The 25,884-nt window shown below is 40.2% G+C and carries 15 protein-coding genes; 7 read left to right on the top strand and 8 right to left on the bottom strand.

Annotated features, from left to right (window positions below):
- Positions 1–68 precede the first annotated feature (68 nt).
- Both D0T56_RS11255 and D0T56_RS11250 read right to left on the bottom strand, forming a co-directional pair.
- Positions 69–1,301 carry a DUF4861 domain-containing protein gene (locus D0T56_RS11255; protein ID WP_163320257.1) on the bottom strand — a complete coding sequence of 411 codons (1,233 nt, stop codon included), beginning with the start codon at positions 1,299–1,301 and terminating at the stop codon, positions 69–71.
- 27 nt (positions 1,302–1,328) lie between these two features.
- Complete coding sequence (locus D0T56_RS11250; RefSeq protein WP_163320256.1) at positions 1,329–5,795, bottom strand: hybrid sensor histidine kinase/response regulator transcription factor; 4,467 nt, start codon at positions 5,793–5,795, stop codon at positions 1,329–1,331.
- Positions 5,796–5,998: 203 nt separating this feature from the next.
- On the opposite strand from D0T56_RS11250, the gene D0T56_RS11245 reads away from it, so the two are divergent.
- The 7 genes from D0T56_RS11245 (at position 5,999) to D0T56_RS11215 (ending at position 19,068) form a co-directional block, all read left to right on the top strand.
- Positions 5,999–7,405 carry a polysaccharide lyase family 1 protein gene (locus tag D0T56_RS11245; protein ID WP_163320255.1) on the top strand — a complete coding sequence of 469 codons (1,407 nt, stop codon included), beginning with the start codon at positions 5,999–6,001 and terminating at the stop codon, positions 7,403–7,405.
- A gap of 116 nt (positions 7,406–7,521) precedes the next feature.
- Entirely contained in the window at positions 7,522–10,791 is a 3,270-nt protein-coding gene (locus D0T56_RS11240; protein WP_163320254.1) for a TonB-dependent receptor, read from the top strand.
- A gap of 28 nt (positions 10,792–10,819) precedes the next feature.
- Complete coding sequence (locus D0T56_RS11235; protein ID WP_163320253.1) at positions 10,820–12,640, top strand: RagB/SusD family nutrient uptake outer membrane protein; 1,821 nt, start codon at positions 10,820–10,822, stop codon at positions 12,638–12,640.
- Between the two features lie 22 nt (positions 12,641–12,662).
- The gene (locus D0T56_RS11230; RefSeq protein WP_163320252.1) at positions 12,663–14,222 is read left to right on the top strand and encodes a DUF4957 domain-containing protein; all 1,560 of its coding nucleotides are present in this window, start codon (positions 12,663–12,665) and stop codon (positions 14,220–14,222) included.
- Positions 14,223–14,308: 86 nt separating this feature from the next.
- A complete protein-coding gene (locus tag D0T56_RS11225) occupies positions 14,309–15,949 on the top strand; it encodes a glycoside hydrolase family 28 protein (protein WP_163320251.1) in 1,641 nt (546 codons plus the stop codon).
- Positions 15,950–15,983: 34 nt separating this feature from the next.
- Positions 15,984–18,026, top strand: coding sequence for a T9SS type A sorting domain-containing protein (locus D0T56_RS11220; protein WP_163320250.1), 2,043 nt, complete (start codon positions 15,984–15,986; stop codon positions 18,024–18,026).
- A 289-nt stretch (positions 18,027–18,315) separates the two neighbouring features.
- Positions 18,316–19,068, top strand: a complete 753-nt coding sequence (locus tag D0T56_RS11215; RefSeq protein WP_163320249.1) for a hypothetical protein — start codon at positions 18,316–18,318, stop codon at positions 19,066–19,068.
- An 88-nt stretch (positions 19,069–19,156) separates the two neighbouring features.
- Here the strand turns inward: D0T56_RS11215 and D0T56_RS11210 are convergent, their stop codons facing one another.
- The 6 genes from D0T56_RS11210 to D0T56_RS11185 all read right to left on the bottom strand — a co-directional run bounded on the left by D0T56_RS11210 (position 19,157) and on the right by D0T56_RS11185 (position 25,538).
- A complete protein-coding gene (locus D0T56_RS11210) occupies positions 19,157–20,890 on the bottom strand; it encodes a phosphoenolpyruvate carboxykinase (protein ID WP_163320248.1) in 1,734 nt (577 codons plus the stop codon).
- A gap of 183 nt (positions 20,891–21,073) precedes the next feature.
- Entirely contained in the window at positions 21,074–21,712 is a 639-nt protein-coding gene (locus D0T56_RS11205) for a DUF3256 family protein (protein ID WP_163320247.1), read from the bottom strand.
- Positions 21,713–21,751: 39 nt separating this feature from the next.
- Positions 21,752–22,651, bottom strand: a complete 900-nt coding sequence (locus tag D0T56_RS11200; protein ID WP_163320246.1) for an EamA family transporter — start codon at positions 22,649–22,651, stop codon at positions 21,752–21,754.
- A 16-nt stretch (positions 22,652–22,667) separates the two neighbouring features.
- Positions 22,668–23,831, bottom strand: a complete 1,164-nt coding sequence (nhaA, locus tag D0T56_RS11195; protein WP_163320245.1) for a Na+/H+ antiporter NhaA — start codon at positions 23,829–23,831, stop codon at positions 22,668–22,670.
- 222 nt (positions 23,832–24,053) lie between these two features.
- Positions 24,054–24,797, bottom strand: coding sequence for a tRNA pseudouridine(38-40) synthase TruA (gene truA, locus D0T56_RS11190; protein ID WP_163320244.1), 744 nt, complete (start codon positions 24,795–24,797; stop codon positions 24,054–24,056).
- A gap of 75 nt (positions 24,798–24,872) precedes the next feature.
- On the bottom strand, positions 24,873–25,538 hold the full coding sequence (locus D0T56_RS11185) for a DUF5715 family protein (protein WP_185153878.1): 666 nt from the start codon (positions 25,536–25,538) through the stop codon (positions 24,873–24,875).
- Positions 25,539–25,884 lie beyond the last annotated feature (346 nt).

The raw sequence follows: 25,884 nt of genomic DNA, 5'->3' as shown, positions 1-25,884 counted from the left end.
GTCATCATGAGTGAAACGAAGTTTCTGTGTTTTCAGATGCTTCACAAATGTTCAGCATGACAAAGTGTTTATTTTATTTTCACTGTTACAGGGTTGTTCAGGCGAACGAGTACTTCGTCAATACATCTTTTAAAATCATCTATCGTAGCCACAGGCTCCCAATCCAACTCCCAGGTTGGCATGAAGTAATATTCAACATATCCGTTATCCGGTTTAAGCACAACAACGTGGTTCAGTTTGTCTTCGGTAATTTTTTCAACCTGTTTGGTTCTAACAAAAACGGCCAACCCCATCATATCGTTGTTGAGGCTTTGTTTTCCGAAGGTGGCTACGTAAGACCATTCGTTTCCACTGTCGTTTGATACGATCAGTTCAGTATTCTTCATTTTGATGATACCTGTTGCCAGATTGTCAATCTTCTTGTCCACAAGCAGTTCCATGTGCGAAGCACGGCTGCCGGCATCAATAGAGATAAGTGATGTCAGATTACATTTTGTTCCGTTTGCGTCCCATCCGTAGTAGGTTGTTTTCACTTGCGATCGGACTTTGCCGTCGGCAGGAATGTGGCAGATAGTACTGTCTGTTTTTTCCACCCTTACGGCTTTTTCTCCATTCCAGATTGCGATAGACCCTATACCCAAACTGCTTCCTACTTTCATGTTATCCATGCCCCAATCGGCCATGTTATGGTAATTGTCATAACCATCTACTCCAACAAACGGAAGTACAATTCCAGGTGTTTTTTTCCCGAAAACATCTATACCGTTGCGCCAATCGAGATAGAACCGGAAGCCAACTTTGTCGCTCTCCCATCCCGGACCCTCGTATTTGATATAGTAGGCATGATCCGTGAAATTGTCAGGCACTCTCAGGTAGTTAGGTTTCACCCACGAGTAACCACCGACATACTCGTTGCGGGTATATTTTTCAGTGACTTTCGGCTCAAATTTTCCTCCTATTTTATGTGCCAGTTCGGCATAAGTTCGTTTGGGATAAGCGTGGGCAGTCCCTTTACGTATGCCGAAACTTTGAGATTCCTTGCCTTGTAGAAGGGAAACCGGAAATATTGCTTTCTGATTTCCTTTGAGGTCGGTTACAATCTCAACCGGCAAAGACGTATTGCTGCCATCAACAGCAATATAATCTCCAATATTCAGTTTTAGATTTTCTATCGGAATTTCAACCGTATAGTCTTTAACAGGCTTATCCGATTTATTGCTTATTTGCACTGTTTGCGCACACAAACCGCTCCAAATAGAGATTGAATATAGTGAAATAATAAGAAAACTGTTTCTTTTCATATTTGAAATCATATAAAAATTAATCATTTAATTAGCGTTTGCATCTGGTTCCAGATTTCTTTTATATTCAGATGGCGTCATATTATACTTTTTCTTAAAGCATTTGCTAAAGTACTTAGAATCGGAGAAACCCACCATGTACGAAACTTCTTTCACCGAATATTGCCCTGTTTCCAGCAATTGCGCTGCCCTTTGAATAACAATATCCCTGATAAATTCTATCGGGGCAAGGCCTGTCAGGCTTTTTATTTTCTTGAAGAATACGGTACGGCTCATGCCTACTTTCGAGGCCAGATCTTCTACCATAAACTCGTTATTATCAATATTGTCTTCGATAATTGTGATGACAGACGACATAAAATCCTGATCGCGTGAACTTATGTTTGGCGTAGACGGAGCAAATGTTGCATTGTCGTTATTATCTTCCGGTGTATCTGTATCGTCGTTTTTGTTCGACTGAGCAGAGATAAACTCTTGATAATAACTCTGTATTTTCTTACGTCTTTCCAGTAAGTTTTTTACACGAGCCTTGAAAAACGGAACGCTGAAAGGTTTCGTTATATATTCGTCGGCTCCAAAATCCAAGCCCTCTATCTTACTGTCGAGAGTGGTTTTAGCTGTCAAAAGTACAAATAATATATGACTGGTGTTGATATTGTGTCTTATTTTTTGAAGAAATTCCATTCCGTCCATTTCCGGCATCATGATGTCGCTGACAATCAGGTCGGGCATCAAACGGGAGGCTTTTTCCAGACCTTCCTTTCCGTCTTCCGCTTCAAAAATGGTATAATTATCTTCGAGTGTTGTTTTTATGAAGTTGCGCAAATCGGCGTCGTCTTCAACAACCAGGACAGTGGGTTTTTCGTCGATGTCTTTGGTCAGAGAAGACAAGTTGCTATCGTTTGCAATTTCCATCTCGTCGGGGTCTGACATTAATTCTTGCTTGAGCGATTTTTCTTTGTTGTTAGAATAATGTACATCATCATCAAAGTGTCCTGTTCCTTTCTGAAAAACAACAGTGAACGAAGACCCCACATTGGGCTCGCTTTCTACATATATTTTGGCATGGTGTTTATCAACCAACTCCTTCACCATCGATAACCCGATGCCCGTACTAGGCTTGTTTTTGTCTTCGTTGAAAGACGCAAAACGTTTAAACAAACGGCTTTGTATCTCTTTTGTGATGCCCACGCCTTCGTCTTCTACCTGCACGGCAACGCCTCCGTTCTTGTTGAAGATATTAACCTTTATAGATTTGTTTGCAGGCGTATATTTAAACGCATTCGACAACAGGTTGAAAACGATTTTTTCCACGCAATTCTTGTCGAACCAGATTTTTTCGTTACCCACTTCGTTGTTTACGATGAAACGCACATTCTGCGCTTCGGCGGTTTTGGTAAAACTGTCGCACACATCTTCTACAAAATAGCCGATCTCAGACTCCTGAACATTCAGGTCTGTTTGACGTATCTTCCTGAAATCGAGAATCTGATTCACCATATCCAACATTCTTGATGTGTTTTTTGACACAAGTTGAAGTTGTTTTTTTATGCCGTCGGGGGTTTCCTTATCCTGCAAGATATTCTCTATCGGAGAAACTATCATCGTCAGAGGTGTACGTATTTCGTGCGATATATCGGTAAAGAAACGGGCTTTCATTTCGGTTTCTTTATGCTCCAATTCCATTTTATCTTTCATCCGATAGAAAGAAAAGAGAATGCGGAAGCTGATAAAGATCAGAGAAACAATCAGTATGGTGTAAATAAGGTATGCCCAGATTGTTTCCCAAAAAGATGGCTTCACCACAATAGGAAGCTCGCGTATGTCATCGCTCCAAACGCCGTCACTGTTTGTCGCTTTCACCATGAATACATATTCGCCTTTCTGCAAATTAGTGTAATTTGCCACCCTCTGATTCTGGCAATATATCCAATCGGAATCGAAGCCTTTGAGCATGTAGGCGTATTGGATATTTTTGGGTTCGATATAGTCTAGTGCCGCAAATTCGATACTGAAAAAGTTTTGGTTGTGTTCCAATACCAATTTATCTACCTCGTCAATGTTCGATTTTAGAGGAGAGTCTTCGCCTACCTCAATGTCTTTATTGAACAACTTGAACTTAACCAAGGCAATATATGGGTTGTACGTGTTGTTTTTTACCTCTCTGGGGTCGAAGACAACTATCCCTTTAGAGAAGCCGAACAGAACGTCTCCGTTGGATGTGACACACCTTGAAGCCTCAGAGAAATTTTGCCCTTTTATCAGCCGTTTAATTTCACTGAATGTTTCGAAAGATTCGTCTTTCGGATTAAATTTAGTCAGGTTGCTTTCGGTACTGATCCACAACATTTTGTCTATGTCTTCAACGATGGAAAGGGTCACATCGGAGGGTAGTCCGTTCAAGGTAGTATAAGTCTTGAATTTTGTGGGAAATCCTTTCTGGTCTGATTCGGCAATCACGTTTAATCCGCCTCCGAAAGTGGCGATGTATGTTTGCCCGTTCAGAGTGGTGCAAATATCGAATATATCGTTACCGCTGATGCTGTTGTCATCGCCCGGTATTCTCATATATGTCTTGAAATCAATCTTTTCAGGCGATTCGAAGTCGGAGGGGAAAGCAACTAGCCCCACGGTGGTTCCAACCAGAATATTCCCTCTTTTGTCAGAAGATATGATTCTGATTTGCGAACCTGTTTCAATAGGATATTTTTTCAGGTTGTTCCGGTGGTTTATAAACCGGGGATTTGCCTGTTGGGTGTTTTCGTAGAGGTTGAGTCCTCCGTTGTACGAGCCTATCCATATTCTGCCCCTTTTATCCTGAAAGATAGAGTAGATGTTGTTGTCGCTCAGACTGTAAATGTTGTCAGGTGCATATTTGAACTGTTCAATATGGTAGCTTTCATCGCCTTTTGGTGTAGCTTTAAATACGCCTTCGCCTTTAGTCCCGATCCAGATATTCTGCCCGCTGTCTTGCATCATGCAATATGCAACGCCGGGAATGGGATTTCCGTAACCTATTTTACCATTGTCGCACAAATATCCCAGTTGTTTTTTGTTCCTGTCGTACACATATATTTTTCCTCCTTTTGTAGAGATCCATGTGTTTTGATTTTTATCTTCGAAAATAGACCGGACGTCGTTGCTGACAGTTGAGTGCAACTCGTTGTCTACGATCATGTTGCGAAAGCATCCGTCGTCGAATATCACCTTTTCCAATCCATACGAACGTGTGCCCAGCCACATGTTTCCTTGCTTGTCGGAGAAAGCCGAGTGCAACATGTTCGAGAACTTCCAGTTGGGCGAAAAGGGCTCGTTGAAGAAGGGCATCAAAGAATTGTTAGAGGGGTCGTAATATGAAAATCCTCCACCTCTGGGATGTACCCATACCCGATTGTCACGGTCTTCGAAAATGAAGAAATTAGGAAGAAATACGGTTGATATCGAACTTTCTATTTTGGGCGTGAAATGCGTCATCGTTTGGCTGTGCGAATCAAACTTCGCAACGCCGAAACAATCCATTTCCAACCAAACATTTTTGGAGTGGTCTACAAAACTTGTTACGATATTGTCAGACCGCATATTAATCAGATTGGCGGTTGTGTAGTTTTTCAGGTTGTTGTTGCTGATTTCGTATATGTAGAAGCCGTTGTTTTCGGTGATGGCAACAATCTTATCGTCGGTAATTTCCTTTATTTGAGGTATTTTTGATTGGCGATGCAGATCGAGCAAGTCAAATTGTCCGCTTTTTTTTGTGTATTTCCAAATCCGTCCGTTTTTAGATCCAAACCAAATAAACTTATCCTGTTCCAGAATGGAAAAAAATGATTGGTTACGGTTGTTTTCGGTATATCCTTTTTCTGAAAAATAATAGTTGAACTTTTCGCCGTCGGGCGTTAACATGGCAATGCCGTTGTTGGTGAGTATCCAAGTGTTATTGTGCCTGTCTTCGTATATTTCGTATACTTTTTCTCCCTTCAGCTTTCCGTTCTCCATGTTGAAAGTTTCGACATTAAACGCCGAATCTTTCACACATATACATCCGCTATTGTCGGAAATCAGCCACGTTCTGCCCGATTTCATGGAGATAATCCTTTGAGTCGAAAAAGTGAAGTTCTGATACTCTTGCAAGGATTTCACGCTCATAAATTTTTCTGCTTTCGGGTCGAACCTGTGAGCTTCCCTGTCGTACGACAGAGTCCATATATGACCGAATATGTCTTCGTAGATGTGGTCTATACGGTTACTTCTCATGTGATATGTATCGCCTTGCTGTATCTTGTATGTAGTGAAGTCGTATCCGTCAAATTTGCAAAGACCATCCCAGGTAGAAAACCAAAGGAACCCTTTCTTGTCTTGCAAAATATCCATAATGGTATGTTGAGGCAAACCATCCTCAGTGCCAAAATGTTGGAAGTAACATTTGGGTTGAGCCTGAGCCTGCTGAAAAATCAGTAGCAGAAGTAACAAAAAGATAAACCGATGGTTAAATTTCATGGTGGTAAAGCCTCTCTTTTTTCTGAATAATACAAATATAGTTTATCTCTTTTATATCACATCGCATAAAAATGATAAAAACAATTTATACCCATTTAAAAACCAAAAAGTACCCCGTTCTGTCGCCGATATGTGATAATATTGTATATTGAAAAGTGGTATCTATTTAATAGAAATTAATTAAAAAAGTATAGATATAAAATATGTTGAATACTAAGCAAATAGTGATAGGATGCCTTTTCTGCATTTTGGGTATGTCGGCAGCAGGTCTGTTCGCTCAGATGCCGGCGTTTCCCGGAGCCGAAGGTGCCGGTATGTATACCACAGGAGGAAGAGGTGGAGAGGTTTATTATGTAAACACTCTGGAGGATTCAATTGTTGGAAATAAGGAGACAAAAGAAGGCTCGTTAAGATGGTGTTTGAAAAGACCGGGACCAAGGGTCATTATGTTTAAAGTTGGTGGAATAATTGACTTGAAGTCGCCCCTGAGTGTGCCTGCTAATACCACAATAGCCGGACAAAGCGCACCCGGCGACGGAATCTGTATTTCGGGCAATACGGTGAAATTGGATGGAGACAATATTATTGTACGCTATATGCGTTTCAGGCTTGGAGATAAATACGATGTTCAGGATGATGCGCTCAAAGCGTCGAAAAAGAAAAATCTGATCATAGATCATTGTTCTATGAGTTGGGCGGTTGATGAATGTGCGTCTTTCTACGATAATGAAAATTTTACCATGCAATGGTGCATAATATCGGAAAGCCTGCGTGCATCGAAACACTCGAAGGGTGCTCATGGATATGGAGGAATATGGGGCGGACAAAAAGCAACTTTTCATCACAATCTATTAGCGCATCACGATAGCCGCAACCCTCGTATGTGTGGAAGCCGCTATTCGAACGAGCCTGAGTTGGAAAAAGTAGATTTCAGAAACAATGTAATATATAACTGGGGAAGTAACAGCGCTTATGGCGGAGAAGGTGGACAATATAATATTGTAAACAATTATTACAAACCATCTAAAGCCTCATCTAATAGAGGTCGCATCTTTGCAGCAAATGCAGATGATGGCAAGAATAAGCAAGAAGCCGGAGTATGGGGTCAATTTTATGTCGATGGCAACTATGTTGATGGAGATATTAAAGTGACAGAAAATAATATGTTGGGGATAAACGCCAAAGGGGCTCATGCGATAAGTGTAATGGTTTTGAAGGAATTTTCCCTGGCAGGAGTGAAAACTGACTCGGCAAGAGACGCTTATAAAAAAATATTGTTGTATGGAGGAGCCAGTTACAAACGAGACAATACGGATGCTCGGGTTGTGAATGAGGTGAAAAAAGGTTTGGCTCCGAAAAGAGCATCGCATGATGCCGGTACAAAGCCCGGGCTTATTGATAGTCAGGAAGATGTAGGCGGTTGGGATGTATACTCGTATCAGGAAAATGAAGTTCCGGAAGACTCCGATATTGATGGAATTCCGGATGGATGGTTGGAAAGTAATTATCCGGGCAAGAAGTCGACAGACTTCAACGAAGAAGGTTATACGTACTTGGAGGTATATCTGAACCAACTTGTACAAAACATCACAAAAAATCAAGCAAAATGAAATAACAGATAAACACTATCTAATGCCATAATTTATATGAAAAAATGAGAACGTACATAGCTGACAATCAAATAAAAATAAATAATAAAGTTATTAATTAACCAAAAATCGAAAACATGAACAATCTTAAGAAAAAAGTGATTTTTTCGATCTGCGCTATTTTCTTCATGCTGCCTTGCGTGAGTTTGTATGCACAAACAAAAACAATAAAAGGGGTTGTGACAGAAGCGAATGGCGATGCGATCATAGGAGCCGGCGTAACGCTTAAAGGGACAAATACTGCAACAGTTACGGATCTAGATGGAAATTTCACGTTAACTGTGCCAAACGATGCAAAAACACTTGTGATATCATACATTGGTATGCAAACGCAAGAGGTTGCGATAACAAGTAACAGCCTTGATATCGTGATGGAAGAAAATAAGGCTTTAACAGAGCTGGACGAATTAGTAGTTATCGGTTACGAGACTGTGAAAAAGAGAGATCTGACAAGTTCTGTTTCATCCATCGGCGAAAAAGCACTGAAGGATATTCCTGTTACAACTGCGGCAGAGGCTATTACAGGTAAGCTGGCAGGGGTACAAGTTACTACTACGGAGGGATCTCCTGATGCGGAAGTTAAAATCCGTGTTCGTGGAGGAGGTTCTGTTACGGGAGACAATACTCCATTGTTTATTGTAGACGGATTTCCTGTTTCAAGTATATCCGATATACCGCCAACTGACATAGAATCAATTGACGTATTGAAAGATGCTTCATCCACTGCTATTTATGGATCTCGTGGAGCTAACGGGGTAATTATTGTTACTACTAAAAGCGGAAAAGAAGGGAAACTAACAGTTAGCTACAACGCATATTATGCCATAAAACATAAGGCAGGAAAAGAGTTGAAAAGACTAAGCGTTCCTGACTACCTGAACTGGCAATATGAGTTGGCTATGCTGAAAGAAGGTAAACCGGATAAATATGAGAAATATTTTGGAGCATACCAAGATATGGATCTATATGGCGACGTGAAGGGCAATGATTGGATGGATCAAATATATGGACGTACAGGCCATGTTTTCAATCAAAATTTGAGTTTGACAGGTGGTTCTGACAAAATGAAGTATGCTTTCAGCTATGCTCATGTTGATGATAAAGCTATTATGATCAGTTCTAATTTCAAAAGGGATAACTTCTCTTTAAAATTGAATCATAAGCCAACCAAGACTGTAACATTAGACTTTACGGCACGTTACTCTGAAACCGAAATTAAAGGTGGTGGAGCAACTGACCAGAAAGTGAATTCTACAACAGATGCCCGAACCAAACGAGCTATGCTATATTCGCCCGTACCATTGAACGGTAGCGGAGGATTAGACGAAGATGATGACGATCCTGAGGCTTCTTCATATTTGATAAATCCGCTTACAATTGTTTCGGATAATGAAAGGGAGCAAGAACGTAGAAACTTGAATATTGCAGGAAGTTTTGCTTGGAAAATTATAGATAATCTTACTTTGAAAACAGAGATAGGATTGGATACGTACGATAACGACAGCCGACGCTTTTATGGAACAAGCACTACCTATTCGAAAGAAAGTGCAGCCGTAGGTAACAAAGATAAACCGGCTCTGCAACTTGTCAATACATCAAGAAGAACTCTTCGCAATACAAACACGATCAATTATGACTTCAAAAAGTTGTTGAACAATAAGTCTCACTCTTTAAGGCTGTTGCTCGGTCATGAAATAATTAATCGTGAAGAGAAAATTATGACTAACATGATGGAAGGTTTTCCTGTCGAATTTGGTTTTAATGATGTGAAGAAACTGACAGCATTGGCAGGTAAAGCAACAGTAGAAGATTTCTACCATCCCGACGACAACATGGTTTCGTTCTTTGGACGTTTGGGTTACGATTATAAGAGTAAATATATCTTGTCTGCAACATTCCGTGCCGACGGATCAAGCAAGTTCTCGAAAGGAAATCAATGGGGTTATTTCCCATCGGCAGCCTTTGCCTGGCGTATCTCCAGCGAAGATTTTATGCAAGGAGCAACAACTTGGCTTGATGACTTGAAACTTCGTTTAAGCTATGGTACGGCCGGAAATAATAATATTCCTTCAGGAATGTTGAATCAGACTTTGGCTCCGTCAACCTCCAATGTCAATTGGATTGAAGGACTTACCAGTTATTTTAACCCGTCGAAGATAATGGCTAATCCAGACCTGACATGGGAAACAACTTATACAAGAAATATCGGTATTGACTATACATTGCTGAGAGGCCGATTGAGTGGGGCTTTCGAATTTTATTGGAACACAACCGAAGATTTGTTGATCAAGTTCAATACATCCGGGTCTGCTTATGATTTCCAGTATCGTAACATGGGTAAAACCCAGAACAAAGGGATTGAAATGCAGTTGAACTATATAGCATTGGATAAACCTGACTATGGTTTGGACTTTAGCTTTAACATAGGATTCAATAAAAACAAGGTGAAATCATTAGGATTGACAGATGTGTATTCTGCCAACTCGTATTGGGCATCGACGGAGATTAAAGACGATTATATGCTAAGAGTAGGTGGTTCTGTTGGTCAGATGTATGGATACGTTTCTGATGGACGATACGAAGTAGATGACTTTTTGACGGAGATGGATGCAAATGGTCAACGTCAATTTGTGTTCGACTCAAAAGGAAACTATATCTTAAATGAAGGTGTTGCCAATTCTTCTTCAGTTGTGGGTACTATTCGTCCCGGAGCAATGAAATTGAAGAAAACCGAAAACGATGGAACAACAAGCATAAACCCTAATGACAGAAGATTTATAGGAGATGCAAACCCAACTCACACAGGAGGTTTTACGATCAACGGACGTTACAAAGGGTTTGACCTGTCTGCAGTATTCAACTGGAGTTATGGCAACGATGTTTACAATGCAAACAAAATAGAATATACTTCTACAAGTAAACGCAATTATAACAACATGATAAACGAAATGGCTTCCGGCAGACGCTGGACAAGCATGACTGCGGATGGACAAATTTCGAAAGATTATGCAACATTGAAAGCCATGAATGAAAATACAACGATGTGGTCTCCTTATATGGACAGATATATATTTACAGACTGGGCAGTAGAGGATGGTTCTTTCCTTCGTCTCAACACATTGACTTTAGGTTATACAGTTCCTAAAAGCCTGTTGATGAAATATAAGATTCAGAATTTAAGATTCTATACATCTATTTATAATGTATTTTGCTTGACAAACTATTCAGGATTTGATCCGGAGGTTTCTACCCGCGATTCGTCTGGTGGGCTTCCAACTCCTGGAGTAGACCACTCTGCTTATCCTAAGAGCCGTCAATTCTTACTTGGTGTGAACTTGACCTTTTAATTACTAATTGCCGTTAAAATACAAACAAATGAAAAAAATAAATATATTATTAATATTAGCGCTGTTGTTTGTGTCTTGTGATGATTTCTTAGACACACCATCAGAATCGTCTCTCGACGAAGCGGTTATATATTCAAACCCTATTTTGGCAGAAGGGGCTATTATGGGGATAACGATGTCTTTTGCCGAAACCGAATCTTACAGGGGGCGTTTCTTGCCTTGGTATGGTTTGAATACAGATATAGAGTGGTATAACTCTTCTGCTAACTACGAAACAGATAATGGTAAGGCCGATTTGGCGGTATACAGAGCTGCTGCCAATAATAGCCAAATGAACTCGGACAAAAACGCTTGGGCTAAAATGTATGAAGGGGTAGAGAGAGCCAATATTGCTGTCAGGGGATTAAAAAACTCTGGATTGGCAGAGCCGGGTACAGAGCTGGGCCACCTTCTTGGTGAAGCGTTGACCCTGAGAGCTGTAATCTATGCAGACCTGGTAAGAGCATGGGGCGATGTTCCTGCTCGTTTCGAGCCTATTAGCGGAGAAACAGTGTACATACCAAAATCGGACAGAGACGTTATCTACAAACAAATCATAGCTGACTTGGGAGAGGCTGCCGAACTTACATTCTGGCCAAATGAGCATACATATACCAAAAAAGTGACAAGAATAAACAAAACTTTTGTGAAAGGTCTTAGAGCTCGTCTTTGTTTGGTTGCATCGGGTTACTCTCAGCGTCCGGATTCAGATTCTCCACGCTTGAGCAATGATCCGGAACTGGATAAAAGTGTATTGTACCCTATTGCAAAACAAGAATTGCTGGATTTGTATAAGAATTCTGCGGCAGGAAGCATGGAAGATGATTTTGAAATGGTGTTCAGAAAACTTTGTGAGGAAGATTTGACACCCGGAGGGGAGTCTATGTGGGAAATACCATTTTCGAGCAGCCGTGGCCGTATGGCTTATACTTTTGCCGTAAGACATCAGCTTTCCGATCAATATACAGCTATGGCTCAGGGAGGACAGGTTGGTCCGACACCGAACTTATTTTACGATTACGATGTAAATGACCTTCGTCGCGACGTAACATGCGTTCCTTACAGATGGAGTAAAACAAACCCTGCAATACAAGAGCTTAACGCCCTTAACAGTTGGTGTTTTGGTAAATATCGTTTCGAATGGATGTCGCGTGAAGTAACATCAGAGCAAGATGATGGTTTACGCAAGCAATATATGCGTTTTTCAGAAGTCATTTTAATGTTGGCTGAAGTTACAAACGAATTAGACGGTTATTCAGCGGCAGCTCCGTATTTGAAAGAGATTCGTCGCAGAGCATTTGACAAGTCATTGCATAGTTCGAAAGTTGATGGATATGTAAATGCTATTACATCAAAAGATGCTATGCTGAAAGCTATTCAGAATGAGCATGCTTATGAGTTTGCAGGAGAAATGTTGCGTAAAGAAGCATTGATTCGCTGGAATCTGTTGCAGGCCAATATGGAAGATACTAAAGAACGAATGAGAGAATTGCGTGATCGTAGAGATCGTTATGAAGATGTGCCTGCAGTTCTTTACTACCGGTATGCTACTGCCGCCGATGTTGCCAAAAATAATAAACTGGTGGAAAAGGAAAGTTTAATTGTTTATGGATTGAACCGTGGCGAAAATGATCCGGTGGAAGCGGCTAAATATGAGTCTAACATAGAGTGGGTTGGCACAGGTAAACTTAAGGATGAGAAAATAGATGTATTATTTGTTCGTGATCCGGATAAATATCAGTTCTGGCCTATTTGGCAAACTTTTATAAGTAACAGCAACGGTTATTTGAAAAATGATTACGGATATTAATAGATAAAAACAGAAAATAATCATGAAAAAATATATTTCAAAATTTATAATAGGACTTACTATTTTCTCAGGTGCATTTATGGTTGCCTGTGACGATGATATAGATCCCGTAATAGATTCGTTAGACTTCGATCGTCTGATGGCTCCGGTCGGAGTAAGTGCAAAAATTACTAACTATATGACTGTGAATCTTACCTGGCAATCGGTTAAGGGCGCAGACAACTATGTAGTGGAACTTTATAAAGATAGTATGGAGTTTCTCGAAGAAAATCGTATTTATACGACAGAGGTATCGGAAACTACTGTAATAAAAGACTTGGAAAGCGATACACGTTATTCGGCACGTATCAAGGCTTTATCGTCAGAGAAAGATGAGTCTAAGTGGTATGGCATAGATTTCCTGACATCAGTGCCCGACAGATATTTATCGGCAGAGATAGGGGATGTTAGGGTGAATGAGGTTACGATGAGATGGAACCCCGAATTGCCTGCAACGAAAATAACTTTCAAATCGGCTACGGAAGGTTCTGTAAGTGTAACTCTGTCTGATGATGATATCGCAAATGGATTTGTTACGGTTCCAGATCTGACAGGGTCTACTAAATATGAGGCTATACTATATAATGATAAGCAAAAAATATCATTGAGAGAAATTACAACACTGAAAGAAGGAACTATTTTTGTCGAATCGGGTGATGATTTAGCTGCGTTGATAGCTGAAGCTAAGGATGGCGCTGCATTCCTTGTTCTTCCGGGAGATTACTTGGATGCCGGAGAAAAAATTACTATCGATAAGAACATTTCCATATCAGGAGACAATGAAAATGCGAAGCCAACTATTCATGCACACTTTATTGTTAGTACGGCAGCTTCTCTTGAGTTGAAATATTTAGATTTGGACGGAACAAGACCTAGTGGATTGCTGGATCATGCAGTTCAATATACCGCTACATCAGGATCCATACAGTCTCTTGTAATTGATGGATGTACTGTCAGAAATTACAATAAATCGTTGATAGCAGCCGGTTCGGGTATTGCTGTTAAGATCAATTCTGTAACAATAAATAACTCAGTTGTTTCGAACATATTGACAAACAGTGCCGATTGTATTGATATCCGTGCAGGATTTGTGGCAAATTTGATGATAACAAAAAGCACATTTAATAATTGTGCTCCGGAACGTGATTTCCTTCGTCTTGATGACTCTTCGGCAACATTCCCGGATGAAACATGTAATGTGTCTGTAGATCAATGTACATTTAATGCAGTTTCTAATAGCTCATCAAGACGTATATTGTATGTTCGTTTTGTGAAGAATACATTAAGTGTGTCAAATTGTATTTTTGCTAATACTGCGGGATATTATACAAATAGTTTAGCATCGGCGCAGCCACAATGTGCAAACAATAACTATTTCAATGCTCCGGGATTCTTATCCGACAGCAATATTCACGAAACTGCTAAATACGATACATCAACAAATTATACAACTGCTGATCCTCAATTTGAAAATGCTTCAGAGGGTATTTTCACAGTAGGAAATGCAGCTGTAACTGTTGGTGACCCAAGATGGTTGAAATAAAGAAAAAAGATTATTGAATATTTTATCCGGGAAGCAGGACTATATCGGTTCTGCATCTCGGCTAAATAAAACTACTTAAAATGTTTATGAGAAATGTGAAAAAAGTTGCTCTATTGTTATTGATACTCGGGCAGGGGTTTGGTGCATATAGCCAAGGGCAATATAAATATGAATATCTGTATAAAGATCTTCAATTTAAAATGCCTAAGATTAAAGCGCCCGTTTTTCCCGCAAACAGTGTGTCGATAGCAGACTTTGGAGGTGTATCGGATGGTTCTACCCTAAACACAGAAGCTTTTGCAAAGGCGATGGATGCTTTGGCAAGCAAAGGAGGCGGAACATTAATAGTTCCATCGGGAGTTTGGTATACAGGCCCAATCGTGTTTAAATCAAATATAAATCTGCATCTCGAAAAAGGAGCACTAATTCTTTTCTCGGCAGATTTTGACTTGTATCCTTTAGTTGAAACTGTTTTTGAAGGACTTAATACTCGTCGTTGCCAATCGCCTATTTCGGGTCGTAATCTGGAGAATATCGCAATTACGGGAGAAGGCTCTATCAACGGATCGGGTGAGGCTTGGAGGCCGTTGAAGGAAGGAAAAGTAACAAGCAATCATTGGAAAGCGGTTGTCAATTCGGGCGGCGTTGTAATGGACGACAATTATTGGTTCCCGTCAGAAGGTTCCAAGAAAGGACTATTGATAAGTGACATGAATGTGCCGAAAGGAAAACTGACAGAAGCGCAATGGCTTGAAGTTAAAGACTTTCTTCGTCCGGTGATGGTAAATTTCATAGAGTGTAAGAATATACTCTTGGAAGGTGTGCTTTTCGAAAATTCACCAGCATGGAACATACATCCTTTGATGTGCGAAAATGTGATTATCGACAATATTGTGGTACGCAATCCCGGATATGCGCAAAATGGCGATGGATTGGACCTTGAGTCTTGCGTAAATTCAATTATTGTGAATAGTATATTCGACGTGGGTGATGATGCTATTTGTATCAAATCGGGAAAAGACGAAGATGGTCGTCGTCGAAACCGTCCTACCGAAAATGTGATTATTGACAACTGTAAGGTTTTTCAAGGGCATGGTGGCTTCGTAGTAGGAAGCGAAATGTCGGGTAGCGTGAGAAATATAGCTTTGTCTAATTGTCAGTTTTTAGGAACGGATGTAGGTTTAAGGTTTAAGAGCAAAAGAGGTCGTGGAGGTATTGTCGAAAATATTTACATAAATAATATCAATATGTTTAATATAGCGACAGAATCTTTCTTGTTCGACCTTTATTATGGAGGAAAATCGGCAACAGAATCATTGCAAGACGGAGACAAGACTCCGGTTGATACCACAATTCCGGCAGTGAGTGAAAAAACTCCAGCTTTCCGCAATATTTATGTAAAGAATCTGGTATCGAGAAATGCTCGCAGGGCAATGTTATTCAACGGTTTACCCGAAATGCATATTAAAAATATAAATGTAGAGGATGTAATAATTACTTCTACCATAGGAGCCGAATTGTCGGAATCTGACCAGATAAACTTTAAAAACGTAACAATCAACCCCAAAGAAGGTCCGGCATTGATTATAAAGAATGTATCGAACTTCAATGTAGATGGTTTCGATTATCCGTCGACATTGGAAAAGGTGGTTGAACTGAAAGGGAATAATAAGAACATTAAATTGCCTAAAAATATAAAAGGCGAGAAAATCGTCATGGCAAATTAACAGTAAATAGCTCAGAAACATTAAGAGGTATACAATGAAATTTAAAGCAATCTTTTTCGGCTTTTTAATCTGTGCGATCAGTAGTTTATCTGCTCAAACTCCTGCATTTCCGGGTGCCGAGGGTGGAGGTATGTATACGAAAGGTGGCCGTGGAGGCAAAGTTATTTATGTAACCAATCTGAATGATTCCGGCACGGGCAGCCTTAGGGCAGCTTTAACTGCATCTGGAAAAAGAACCGTAGTTTTTAAAGTGTCGGGAACTATTGAATTGAAAAGTGAAATCAGAATAAGCAACGGATACGTAACTGTTGCCGGGCAAACAGCTCCCGGAGATGGGATTTGTGTGAAAAATTATGATATATATGTTTATGCAAATGAAGTTATAATTCGCTATATGAGGTTTCGTCTGGGAGATGCAACATCCAACGACGACATGGATGCCATTTGGGGTAGATACCAAAAAAACGTTATTTTAGACCATTGCTCGATGAGCTGGTCGATAGATGAATGTGCCTCGTTCTATTCCAACGAAAATTTCACTATGCAATGGTGCTATATTACAGAATCGTTGAACAGAGCAGGGCATGATAAGGGCGATCATGGTTATGGCGGCATCTGGGGCGGAAAGAACGCTTCATTTCACCACAATCTGATTGCGCATCACAATAGCAGGAATCCACGTTTTAATGGATGGAAAAGATCGGGTCTGAGTTACAATAACCCAATGAGTGAAGAACGGCTCGATTTCAGGAACAATGTAATTTATAATTGGGGAGCTAACGGTGCTTATGGCGGCGAAAGCGCAGGAAAGTACAATATAGTAGCAAACTATTATAAGTATGGCCCTGCAACCAAATCGGATATCAGAAGTCTGATAACACAAATAGACATAGATAAAGATCCTACGAAAAATCCGCCGGGATATGGACAGTATTATATTACAGATAATTATGTTTATGGAAATAATACTGCTACAAATGACAATTGGAATAGTGCGGCAGTTAAATATGCTGAAGGTGTAGATAAAACAGCTTGCCGGACAAATCAACCTTTCGATTATTATCCGATTACGCAGCATACGCCTCAGATGGCATTCGAGAGAGTGTTGACTTATGGCGGAGCTTCTCTGGTGAGAGATGTAGTAGACGAGCGCATAGCAAGGGAGGTCCGTAACGGAACTTACACTTATGTGGGTTCGGAAACCGGAAAACTTGGTATCATAGACTCTCAGAACGATGTTGGTTCGTGGCCCGAGTATACACAAGGAAAGGCTCCGGCTGATTCTGATGCGGATGGTATACCTGACGGGTGGTTGAATACTAACTATCCGGGCAAAAAGTCGACAGACTTAAATGAAGAAGGATATACTTATCTGGAAGTATATTTGAATAGCATTGTTGAAGATATAACAAAAGCACAATTAAGTCTGAAAGATGATGAAAATCAGGACGAAACGAAAGACTTGTTTTGTGGCAGCATCCCAACCGATGGAGGTGTTCCTCTCGAAGTTTCATCTCTGATTACAAATGGTAGTTTGAGTATCGAGAATAGAGGGTCGAAGGACGCTTGCAGCGAGAATGGATATGCTTGGCGCACGAATGATGTGACATTTACGTTGCCTGCAAAAACTCGTTTTTCTGTAAATCTTACAGCGAATGGTGTGCGCACGGTGTCTGTAACAATAAACGGAAACGAAGCAGAAAGTCTGACATACTCAATAGAAAAGACATCTTGCCAAGCGATATCGTTCAATTTAGATAGCGATACTCCAAATACAATCCGTATACAGGAAATTGGTGGTGCAGATGCAAATGTATTCAGTATGACAGATTTGTGCATACAAGAGATACTTAATTCTTCGATAGAGGAATCTGTTTCTAATGAATTGATCTTTACTCTGATTGGCGATATGTTATATTCCGATGCAAAAAGAATAGAAATATATTCAATAACAGGGAAACCGATTGTCTCTTCAGAGAAAAATCAATTGTATGTAGGCAATCTGAATACAGGTATTTATATTGTCAGGCTAATTGGCAACCAGGGAGTGGTTTCTACTCATAAGTTCATTAAATAAGGTTTTATTAGGCATTCTCGCTTTCATCGTAGCATGAAGTTGAAAATGCAGAGGCAAATTGTCATGTTGTGTGAATCGGAATATCTGTTTTGTAGATGTTTCGTGTTGCTCAGCATGACAATCCTTTCATTGTTGTTGCACGTTGCATGTTTACTTAGCTAAAAACCAAAAAGACTACCCTATAAAGTCAATTATTACACCCTGTTAAATATTGATTTACATACATTTGTGATACGAGAGATTAAAAAAAGATACAAACAAATTATTAACAATCAAAACAATTTTTATCATGAAAAAAACTTTACTTTTCGTAGCCGCTTTGGCGATGACTTTGGGTGCAAGTGCACAAGAACTGATTACTTTTACTGAAGCTGGTGGATATACAGCTGATACAAAAAATGGATCTTTTACATTTAAGGCGACAGAAACAGATAAGACAGACAAACCTTACAACAGAGGATTTGAGATAGATGGTAATACAGCGTATTTCTACGATGGAGATTTGACAACTGTTGCTATTGGAGATTGCGATAAATTTGATTTTCGCCTTAAATCAGGAGGAGCAAGTAAGGCTTCTTATCGTTATATAATTTTAGATGCAAAAGATAAAGGAACGCTTAAAATTGCTGCTAGAACAGGTAGTAATTCAGCAACAGATAGAACTGTAGTGGTAGCACAAGCTGGAAAAGAATTGTATAATAAAGTTGTAGTAGAGTCAAGTGCTCAGGCAGTATCAAATCCTAGCCAAACTGATCCTAGTGCAACGTCAAAAGTTTACCCATACATAAATGTTGAAGTTCCTGCAGCAGGTGAAGTAACTATTACATTCCCGGTTAGTAGTATAAATATATATAGCCTTTCTTGGGCTACGGAAGGCACTTCTTCTATCAGCGATGCTACTGCCGATAAAGGAGCTGTTGTATCTGAAGTATATTACAACCTTCAAGGAAAACAAGTTGCTGCTGATGCTAAAGGTTTAGTATTGAAAAAAGTAACTTACGAAAATGGTTCTGTTGAAACGGTGAAACAAATATTAGACTAATATTTGGGTTTTTAAATAGAGTTTATCAAAAGAAAATGGAGATTGCAATTTTGCAATCTCCATTTTTTTTTTTGGTCAGTATTTTCGCTTATTCATTGATAAGGGTAAATAGTTCTTCGGCTGCTTGTCTCGGACCGTCTTTAGTCATCCCGTCTATGGCAAGGCTTGTATGCATTTCACCAATTTTTACCCCATTTTCGTTCATGGCAGTAAAATATTTTTTGATGAGTTTTTCGGCTAGTTCACGTTCCTGCACAGGTCCGAAAGGATTGGCGAAATAAGATTTAACCAGTCCTTTTTCTGTTGTTGTACCTTTGGCTTTGCGTGCTCCGGCTTCAAAAACTTCGATTGCTTTTTCCAGATTATCGAAGAAGTTGATCTTTTGTTCGCTTTCGGCATAATTGTTTGCATAAAGCATATAATCAACTTTATATCCTTTCGATATAACCTCGTAGGTAGATACAGGAATTGTTACACGGGCGTTTACCTTGTCCGGATTTGTGTAGATGCCACGGTCGAGTTGTTCGAAAGCGTAAGTCGGATCTAAGTCGTCTGTGCGCACAAAAGCACCAATTTCTGTTCCGTATGCTTTTATCGAACCATCATTCTCAAATTTCAGGTAACCCATATCGTCAAAAATTATGCGCATGTGGCGGATAAAGTTGTCGTTGAGAGTACGGAATGCTTCAAGGCTTTCCGATTTTCCCGCACCACTGTCGCCAATGATAATGATATTTGCTTCCTTTCCATTTTTCAGGGCAACATTAACCATTGCGCCGTGCAGCGGAAGGGCTCCGTTTTCCATTTGCTTCACATTGTGCAATGTGAGCAACATCTTTTTCATGTATCCGAAATAGTCGATATCGTCGCAATAGTTTGCATATCCGATAAGGATGTCGTTCTTTTTGTCTTTATGATAGAATGTGCGTTTTTCTTCATGTGCATCAGGATAACCGAACAGATAGATCATATCCGGTTTTTTGCCTATATAGTCACTTTCGGTAGCCAGTTCGAAGAGGTTTGCCAATCCCAATCCGTGGTCGATAAAATCTTTGTGGAAGTAGACAAATGTCAACATATTTCCCACCCAGGCAGGAAACACGAACCAGTTGTCGTCATTCAGGTTTATTCCTTTCAAAGGATTTTCTTTATGTTCCTGAAATATTCCGTCACGGGTATTTTTCTTAGTGTACGTGATAACGGGAGGGTTGAACACAACAGAACTGATGAAAGGCACAGTTGATAATCCGTTGTACTCGGCGGGACAGTTCCATTTCACGTCGTTCAGGGTGAGTCCGGCGTTTGCGCCTGCCGCCAACTGACGATATACACGGTGGCTATATCCCATCACGGTTTCTTCCGTGCGGCGATAAATTGACAAGATCAGCTCGTTGAAGAGGTCGTTTGCTTGAATGAACCTTACGTTTTGCAGACCGTCGCCCAGCTGTGAGTTGCGAACAATGGTTATCCTTTCCAGTCTTCTCCAATATTTGTAGAGAAGTTCTATCAACTCAATAAACAGGCTTTTATCGTCGAGGAAAACAGAATAGATATTGTTTACCTTCAAAATTTCGTCCAACTCGCAAACATTCACAAGTTTGAAAAACTCTAAAAGAGAGTTGATAAATTCTTCATCCGTTTTGAATGTTTTGATGTAATAATCGTATATTATTACTTCATCCTTTTTCAAGTTTTCTATGATGAAACTTTCTATTACTCGTCTAAAGCCGTAGCTGTTAAACATTTTTTGGCGGGTATCGCAATATTTAAGCGTAAAATTAATCATCGCTTTGCCCCTGCCTAACGTAAATTCTTGTTGCATGATTTTATATAGTTATATACAATTTGTTTGTTATTGATACCTCTTTTTCTTGTTTTGTATTTATAAAATGTCCAAAATGTAACAATTTTGTCGTGATTCTTTCCTTTATTCGATAAAAATGATATTATTGCAGCAAAAGTACATAATATTGATAAATTATGAAACAAAGATTAATATATTGTGTTATTTGAACGAAATTTTATTCCATTTAAATGTCACCGGATCTTTTTTCAGGTATTTCTCTATTTCGTTGTACTCGGTTTCGGAAAGATATTCTTTTATCCCTAACTCGGCTTTTATATCCTGCGTATCAGCATCTAAAACTAACTTGACAGGCAGCATTGAAACCACAGCCAGAGCATTCTGGAAATCGTCGGAATTCTTATCAATATTATCTTCAAGGAAAGTGTTTATATCAAGCCGGGGAAACAACTCTACGTTTTCGAGCGGAGTCCAATTGGCAGAATAGAAAAATTGTATTTTGCTGTCACAAACCTTGCCGCATACTGTTGTAACCACGCATATTATTTTCGATTCGTTAACAAGAGGAAGCAGTTTTATCTGAGTGGTTCCGGCTTCGGATGTTTGAAGCGAAATATAATCGTCCGACAAATTGAGGCGTTTGGTCGTTTTCTGGAATATATTGTTAACAGACACTATTGCACTGTCTTTTGGTTGGGCAACAAGTTTGTCTTTTTCTTCAGCCGATAATCCGAAGATAATATTGTCCGGAGCATTCAGCACGATGCCGGTAATATCTTGTGCTGTCAGGCTTGATACGAAAGAAACGAATAGAAATAATAATATGATTTTATTTTTCATAAGTGTGCGTACTGTATAATGTATTGTGAGGCCAGCGGCCTATTTTGTTCCCAAATATAAGAAAAACATCCCTATAATGATTAAAGCAAGGTCTATTGCCTTTCCTTTTAAGTTTTTTTCATGGAAGAATAAAACTCCTCCGATAAACGAGACTACAACAGAGCTCCTTCTTACCATAGAAACGATCGAAATCATGGCCTCAGGATCGGTCAGGGCATAGAAATAGACAAAGTCGGCAAGTGTAAGGAAAAAGGAAACCAGCAGAATGTTCCATTTCCACTTGAAAGGGGTGGACTTTCCCCGTCGTGGATACCATAATACAATCAGGACTATGGCCATCATCAAGAATTGATAGAAATTGTACCAAAACTGAACAGACGTGGAACTGAATCTTTGCATCAGGAATTTGTCGTACAATCCGCTTGCAGCACCAAGAGCCGCTGCCAGAAACATGAAGATGATCCATTTGTTGCGACGGAAGTTAATCCCCTCTTTTCTACCTGTCGCCGAAAGAAGAAAGACCGATATAATAGTCAGTAAGACACCTATCCACTGATACAGGTTCAGCCTTTCGCCGAATATGAGGAGCGCACCCAGCAGCGTCATTACGGGGCGTGTGGCGTTTATTGGTCCGCTGATTGTAAGGGGGAGGTGTTTTATGGCAAAATAGCTGAATATCCAGGACGATAGTACCAAGGCCGACTTCAGGACAATGTAGAAGTGGGTTTCGGCATCTATTGCGGGCACGTAGAAAATGCTCCCGGCAACCAGATCGGGCACAAAGCGGGATAACAGGAATAGTGGAAGAAAGAATAATGTACAGAAAAAAGTGTTCAGGAATAAGACGGGAATAACCGCATTATTCTGAACCGACATCTTTTTGTTGACATCGTAACACCCTAGAAAAAAAGCCGATAGAAAGGCCAGAGCTAACCACATATATGTTTAATTTTTTTTATTCTTTTCGTTTCTTCAATACAAAGTTGAGCCATGTATACCCCAATATTCCCGCAATTGTGGAGGCGAAGAGAATCATCAGTTTCGACTCGTTTATATAGTGTACACTGTCTTTAAACGCCAATAAGGTAATAAAAATAGACATTGTGAAGCCTATACCTCCCAGCATGCCGACCCCAATCATCTCTTTCCATTTAGTACCTCTGGGTAGTGAGCACAGGCCTGATTTAACCATGATGAAGCTGAATAGCGTGATACCCAGTGGTTTGCCTAGTATCAACCCGAATATTATACCCAAGGCAAATGGTTCTCCTATTGCCTGATCCCAATTGCCTTCCATCACTATGGCCGTGTTGGCTAATGCGAACAATGGCAATATGATGAATGCCACGGGATAATGAAGCGCATGTTGCATCTTGTTCGACATGCAAGCCGGATCTCCTTTCTTGAAAGGGATGGTTATTGCAAGCAATACTCCGGCAATGGTTGCGTGAACTCCCGATTGAAGCATGAAATACCACATAACGACACCTCCAATCAGGTATGGGATAAGGTTTTTTATATTGAAAACCTTATTCAATACAAGTAAAACGACAAATGTTCCCAGAGCGATAAACAAGCTGATCCAAGAAAGCGAGGATGTGTAGAATATGGCAATCACAATAATTGCCCCCAGGTCGTCTATTACTGCCAATGCCGTAAGGAAGACTTTCAGGGATGTGGGCACACGGCTACCAAGCAATGAAAGAATGCCCAAGGCAAAAGCAATATCTGTTGCCATCGGTATTCCGTAGCCGGCGTGTGTTTCAGTGCCGTAGTTGAATAACATATAAATTCCGGCGGGGACTAGCATTCCTCCTAATGCCCCGGATAAAGGGAGCATGGCTCTTTTGGTGTTTGATAGTTCTCCTTCGTGAATTTCCTGAATCAGTTCCAGTCCCACCAAAAGAAAGAATATCGCCATCAATCCGTCGTTGATCCAATGGGCAAAGGAATGGCTGCCGATATGGAAATCCCATATACCCAGATAATGTTGTCCGATACTCGAATTTGCCAACAGAAGGGATAGGAGAGTGCATACAATGAGGACAAGTCCGCCCGATTTTTCACTTTCCATGAATCCTTTCAATGTCCTTCCGTTCAAATAAGTATTTATTCTCATAGTTATTATAGTTTATCTATCATTTATGCGAATCTAGTTGAATACACCTCTCCCTAACCCTCTCCCAAAGAGAGGGAATAACCCTTCCTCCTTTTGGGGGAGGATGTGTGGCGGTGATTTGTAGGGGCGTAAAATTTTACGCCCTTATAACAACAACATTGGGTGAGTTTTTATTCACACCTACAAATATGATTTGTATAAATTTAAAAGACCGTTTTTCAATTATAAAAATATATCTTCCTTATATTCAATATCTTCCAAAAAAAGCGCATTTCCCGGAACAGAATGTCCTGCCGTCGATCTGTTTTTCGCCTCTATTATTCTTCTCATGCCCTGCTCGTCCAGTTTTCCCCGTCCTGCTTCAAGCAAGGTTCCCACTATCGCCCTGACCATGTTGCGAAGAAACCTGTTGGCTTGAATGGTGAAAATGTAATCGTTGCCTTGCCGTTCCCATTGAGCATGCATAATCTCACAATCGTTTGTCTTCACATCTGTGTGAAGTTTGCTGAAACTGGTAAAGTCTTTATACTCAAACAGGATGTTTGCACAGCGGTTCATCATATCCATATCAAGATCGTGGTGTATCTTGTGTTTGAACGGATACAAAAATGGATCTTTCTCCGTCGTTATATAATATCTGTATAAGCGAGCCGTTGCATCGAATCGGGCATGAGCATCCGGTTTTACCCGAATTGTTCTGAAAATGGCGATATTTTTAGGCAATATTCTGTTCATTCTGTCAGAAAATTCGTCTAAATTGCTAATTTCTGCATCAAAATGTGCAGCCATCAGTCTGGCATGCACTCCGGCATCGGTTCGCCCTGCTCCTACAATTTCAGTTGGCGTTCGCAACAATGTGGAGAGCGCATTTTGCAGGGTTTCCTGAATAGATTTTCCGTTCGGTTGTATTTGCCAACCGTTATAATCAGTGCCGTTATATGCTAAATATATAAAATATCTATTCATGCTTAAATGTTTCTTTTATTCGGTTGCGAGCAGACAAGCTGCATGTTGATTGCATTTCCCTGCAATCATCAGTTTTTATCTTACAGTTATATGAAAACACGCTTGTTTTCTTTCGTGCTTTATGTAGCACCTGTCACGTTCCCGCAAATCGTGCAGAACCTCTCCCAAAATTAGTTTCAGCTTATCGGTTCCAACATCAGCCCCTCGGGTGTCAACTTTCTCGAAACGCCTCCACGATATGTCGAAAGTGGTGGCATAACGATGCGCCGAACTGTCGCTGGCATTGACGTTTCTTCTGGTCAGCTTTGCCACATCTTCGTCTGTGCGCGTGATGCTGGTTATTATTGGTTTATATAGAGTTAAACTCTTTCTCGATAAAGAGTCTCTGAAATTGGCGCAAATATTTATGAGCAGGTCGGAAGCATCGTTGGTCAGGTAGGGGATAGAATAGGCCAAAGAATCGGTTTTGTACAAAAACAATTCGTTTGGTATTCTCTTCAACCGGGTCATATATTTGCTCGTGTCTGCCCTGCAGGCCAGTGGCGGTATTCCTTTTCTTAGGGCAGCTTCGGTGTGCAGGTTGTGCAGGTCGTTGAACGTATTGTTGTAGTTGCCCTTAAACCTTGTATATTTTTTTTCTTCTTTTGTTTCCTGCCGATTTGTTCCTCGCTCCGGTTCCTGTTCTTGTTTGCATGCGAAAAGCACTAAGGATGCAAAACAAAATGCTAATGCATACTTCATCTTTTTTTTGAGATATGTTTACTATGTTAAATGCTATTTTTTAGGTCACAAAAGTACAAAAAACTTATTTAACTATCGTTATCGGAATGTATATATTCACAGCTATGTGTTGATATTGAATATTTTAATCTTAACTTTGTAATCTTGTGCTGCTGAGAGATGCGAAGCATCTGTATTGAGTTGGTTGACGACCGACCTCACCCCGGCCCTCTCCAAGAGGAGAGGGAGCAAACCCCTCTTTTGGAGCAGGGTTGGGGAGGTGTTCAATTTTACGCCTTGTTTCGCTTAACGTGTCCCCGCCTGCGAAGCAGATGCCGTTTCGCCTGACGGGTGTAAACGTGACATT

Origin of the sequence: Dysgonomonas sp. 520 (genome assembly GCF_010501095.1) — a bacterium.
In the GTDB taxonomy this organism is placed as follows: domain Bacteria; phylum Bacteroidota; class Bacteroidia; order Bacteroidales; family Dysgonomonadaceae; genus QVMP01.
Note: the sequence above shows the minus strand (reverse complement) of the source record. Positions and strands in the feature narration are given on the sequence as shown.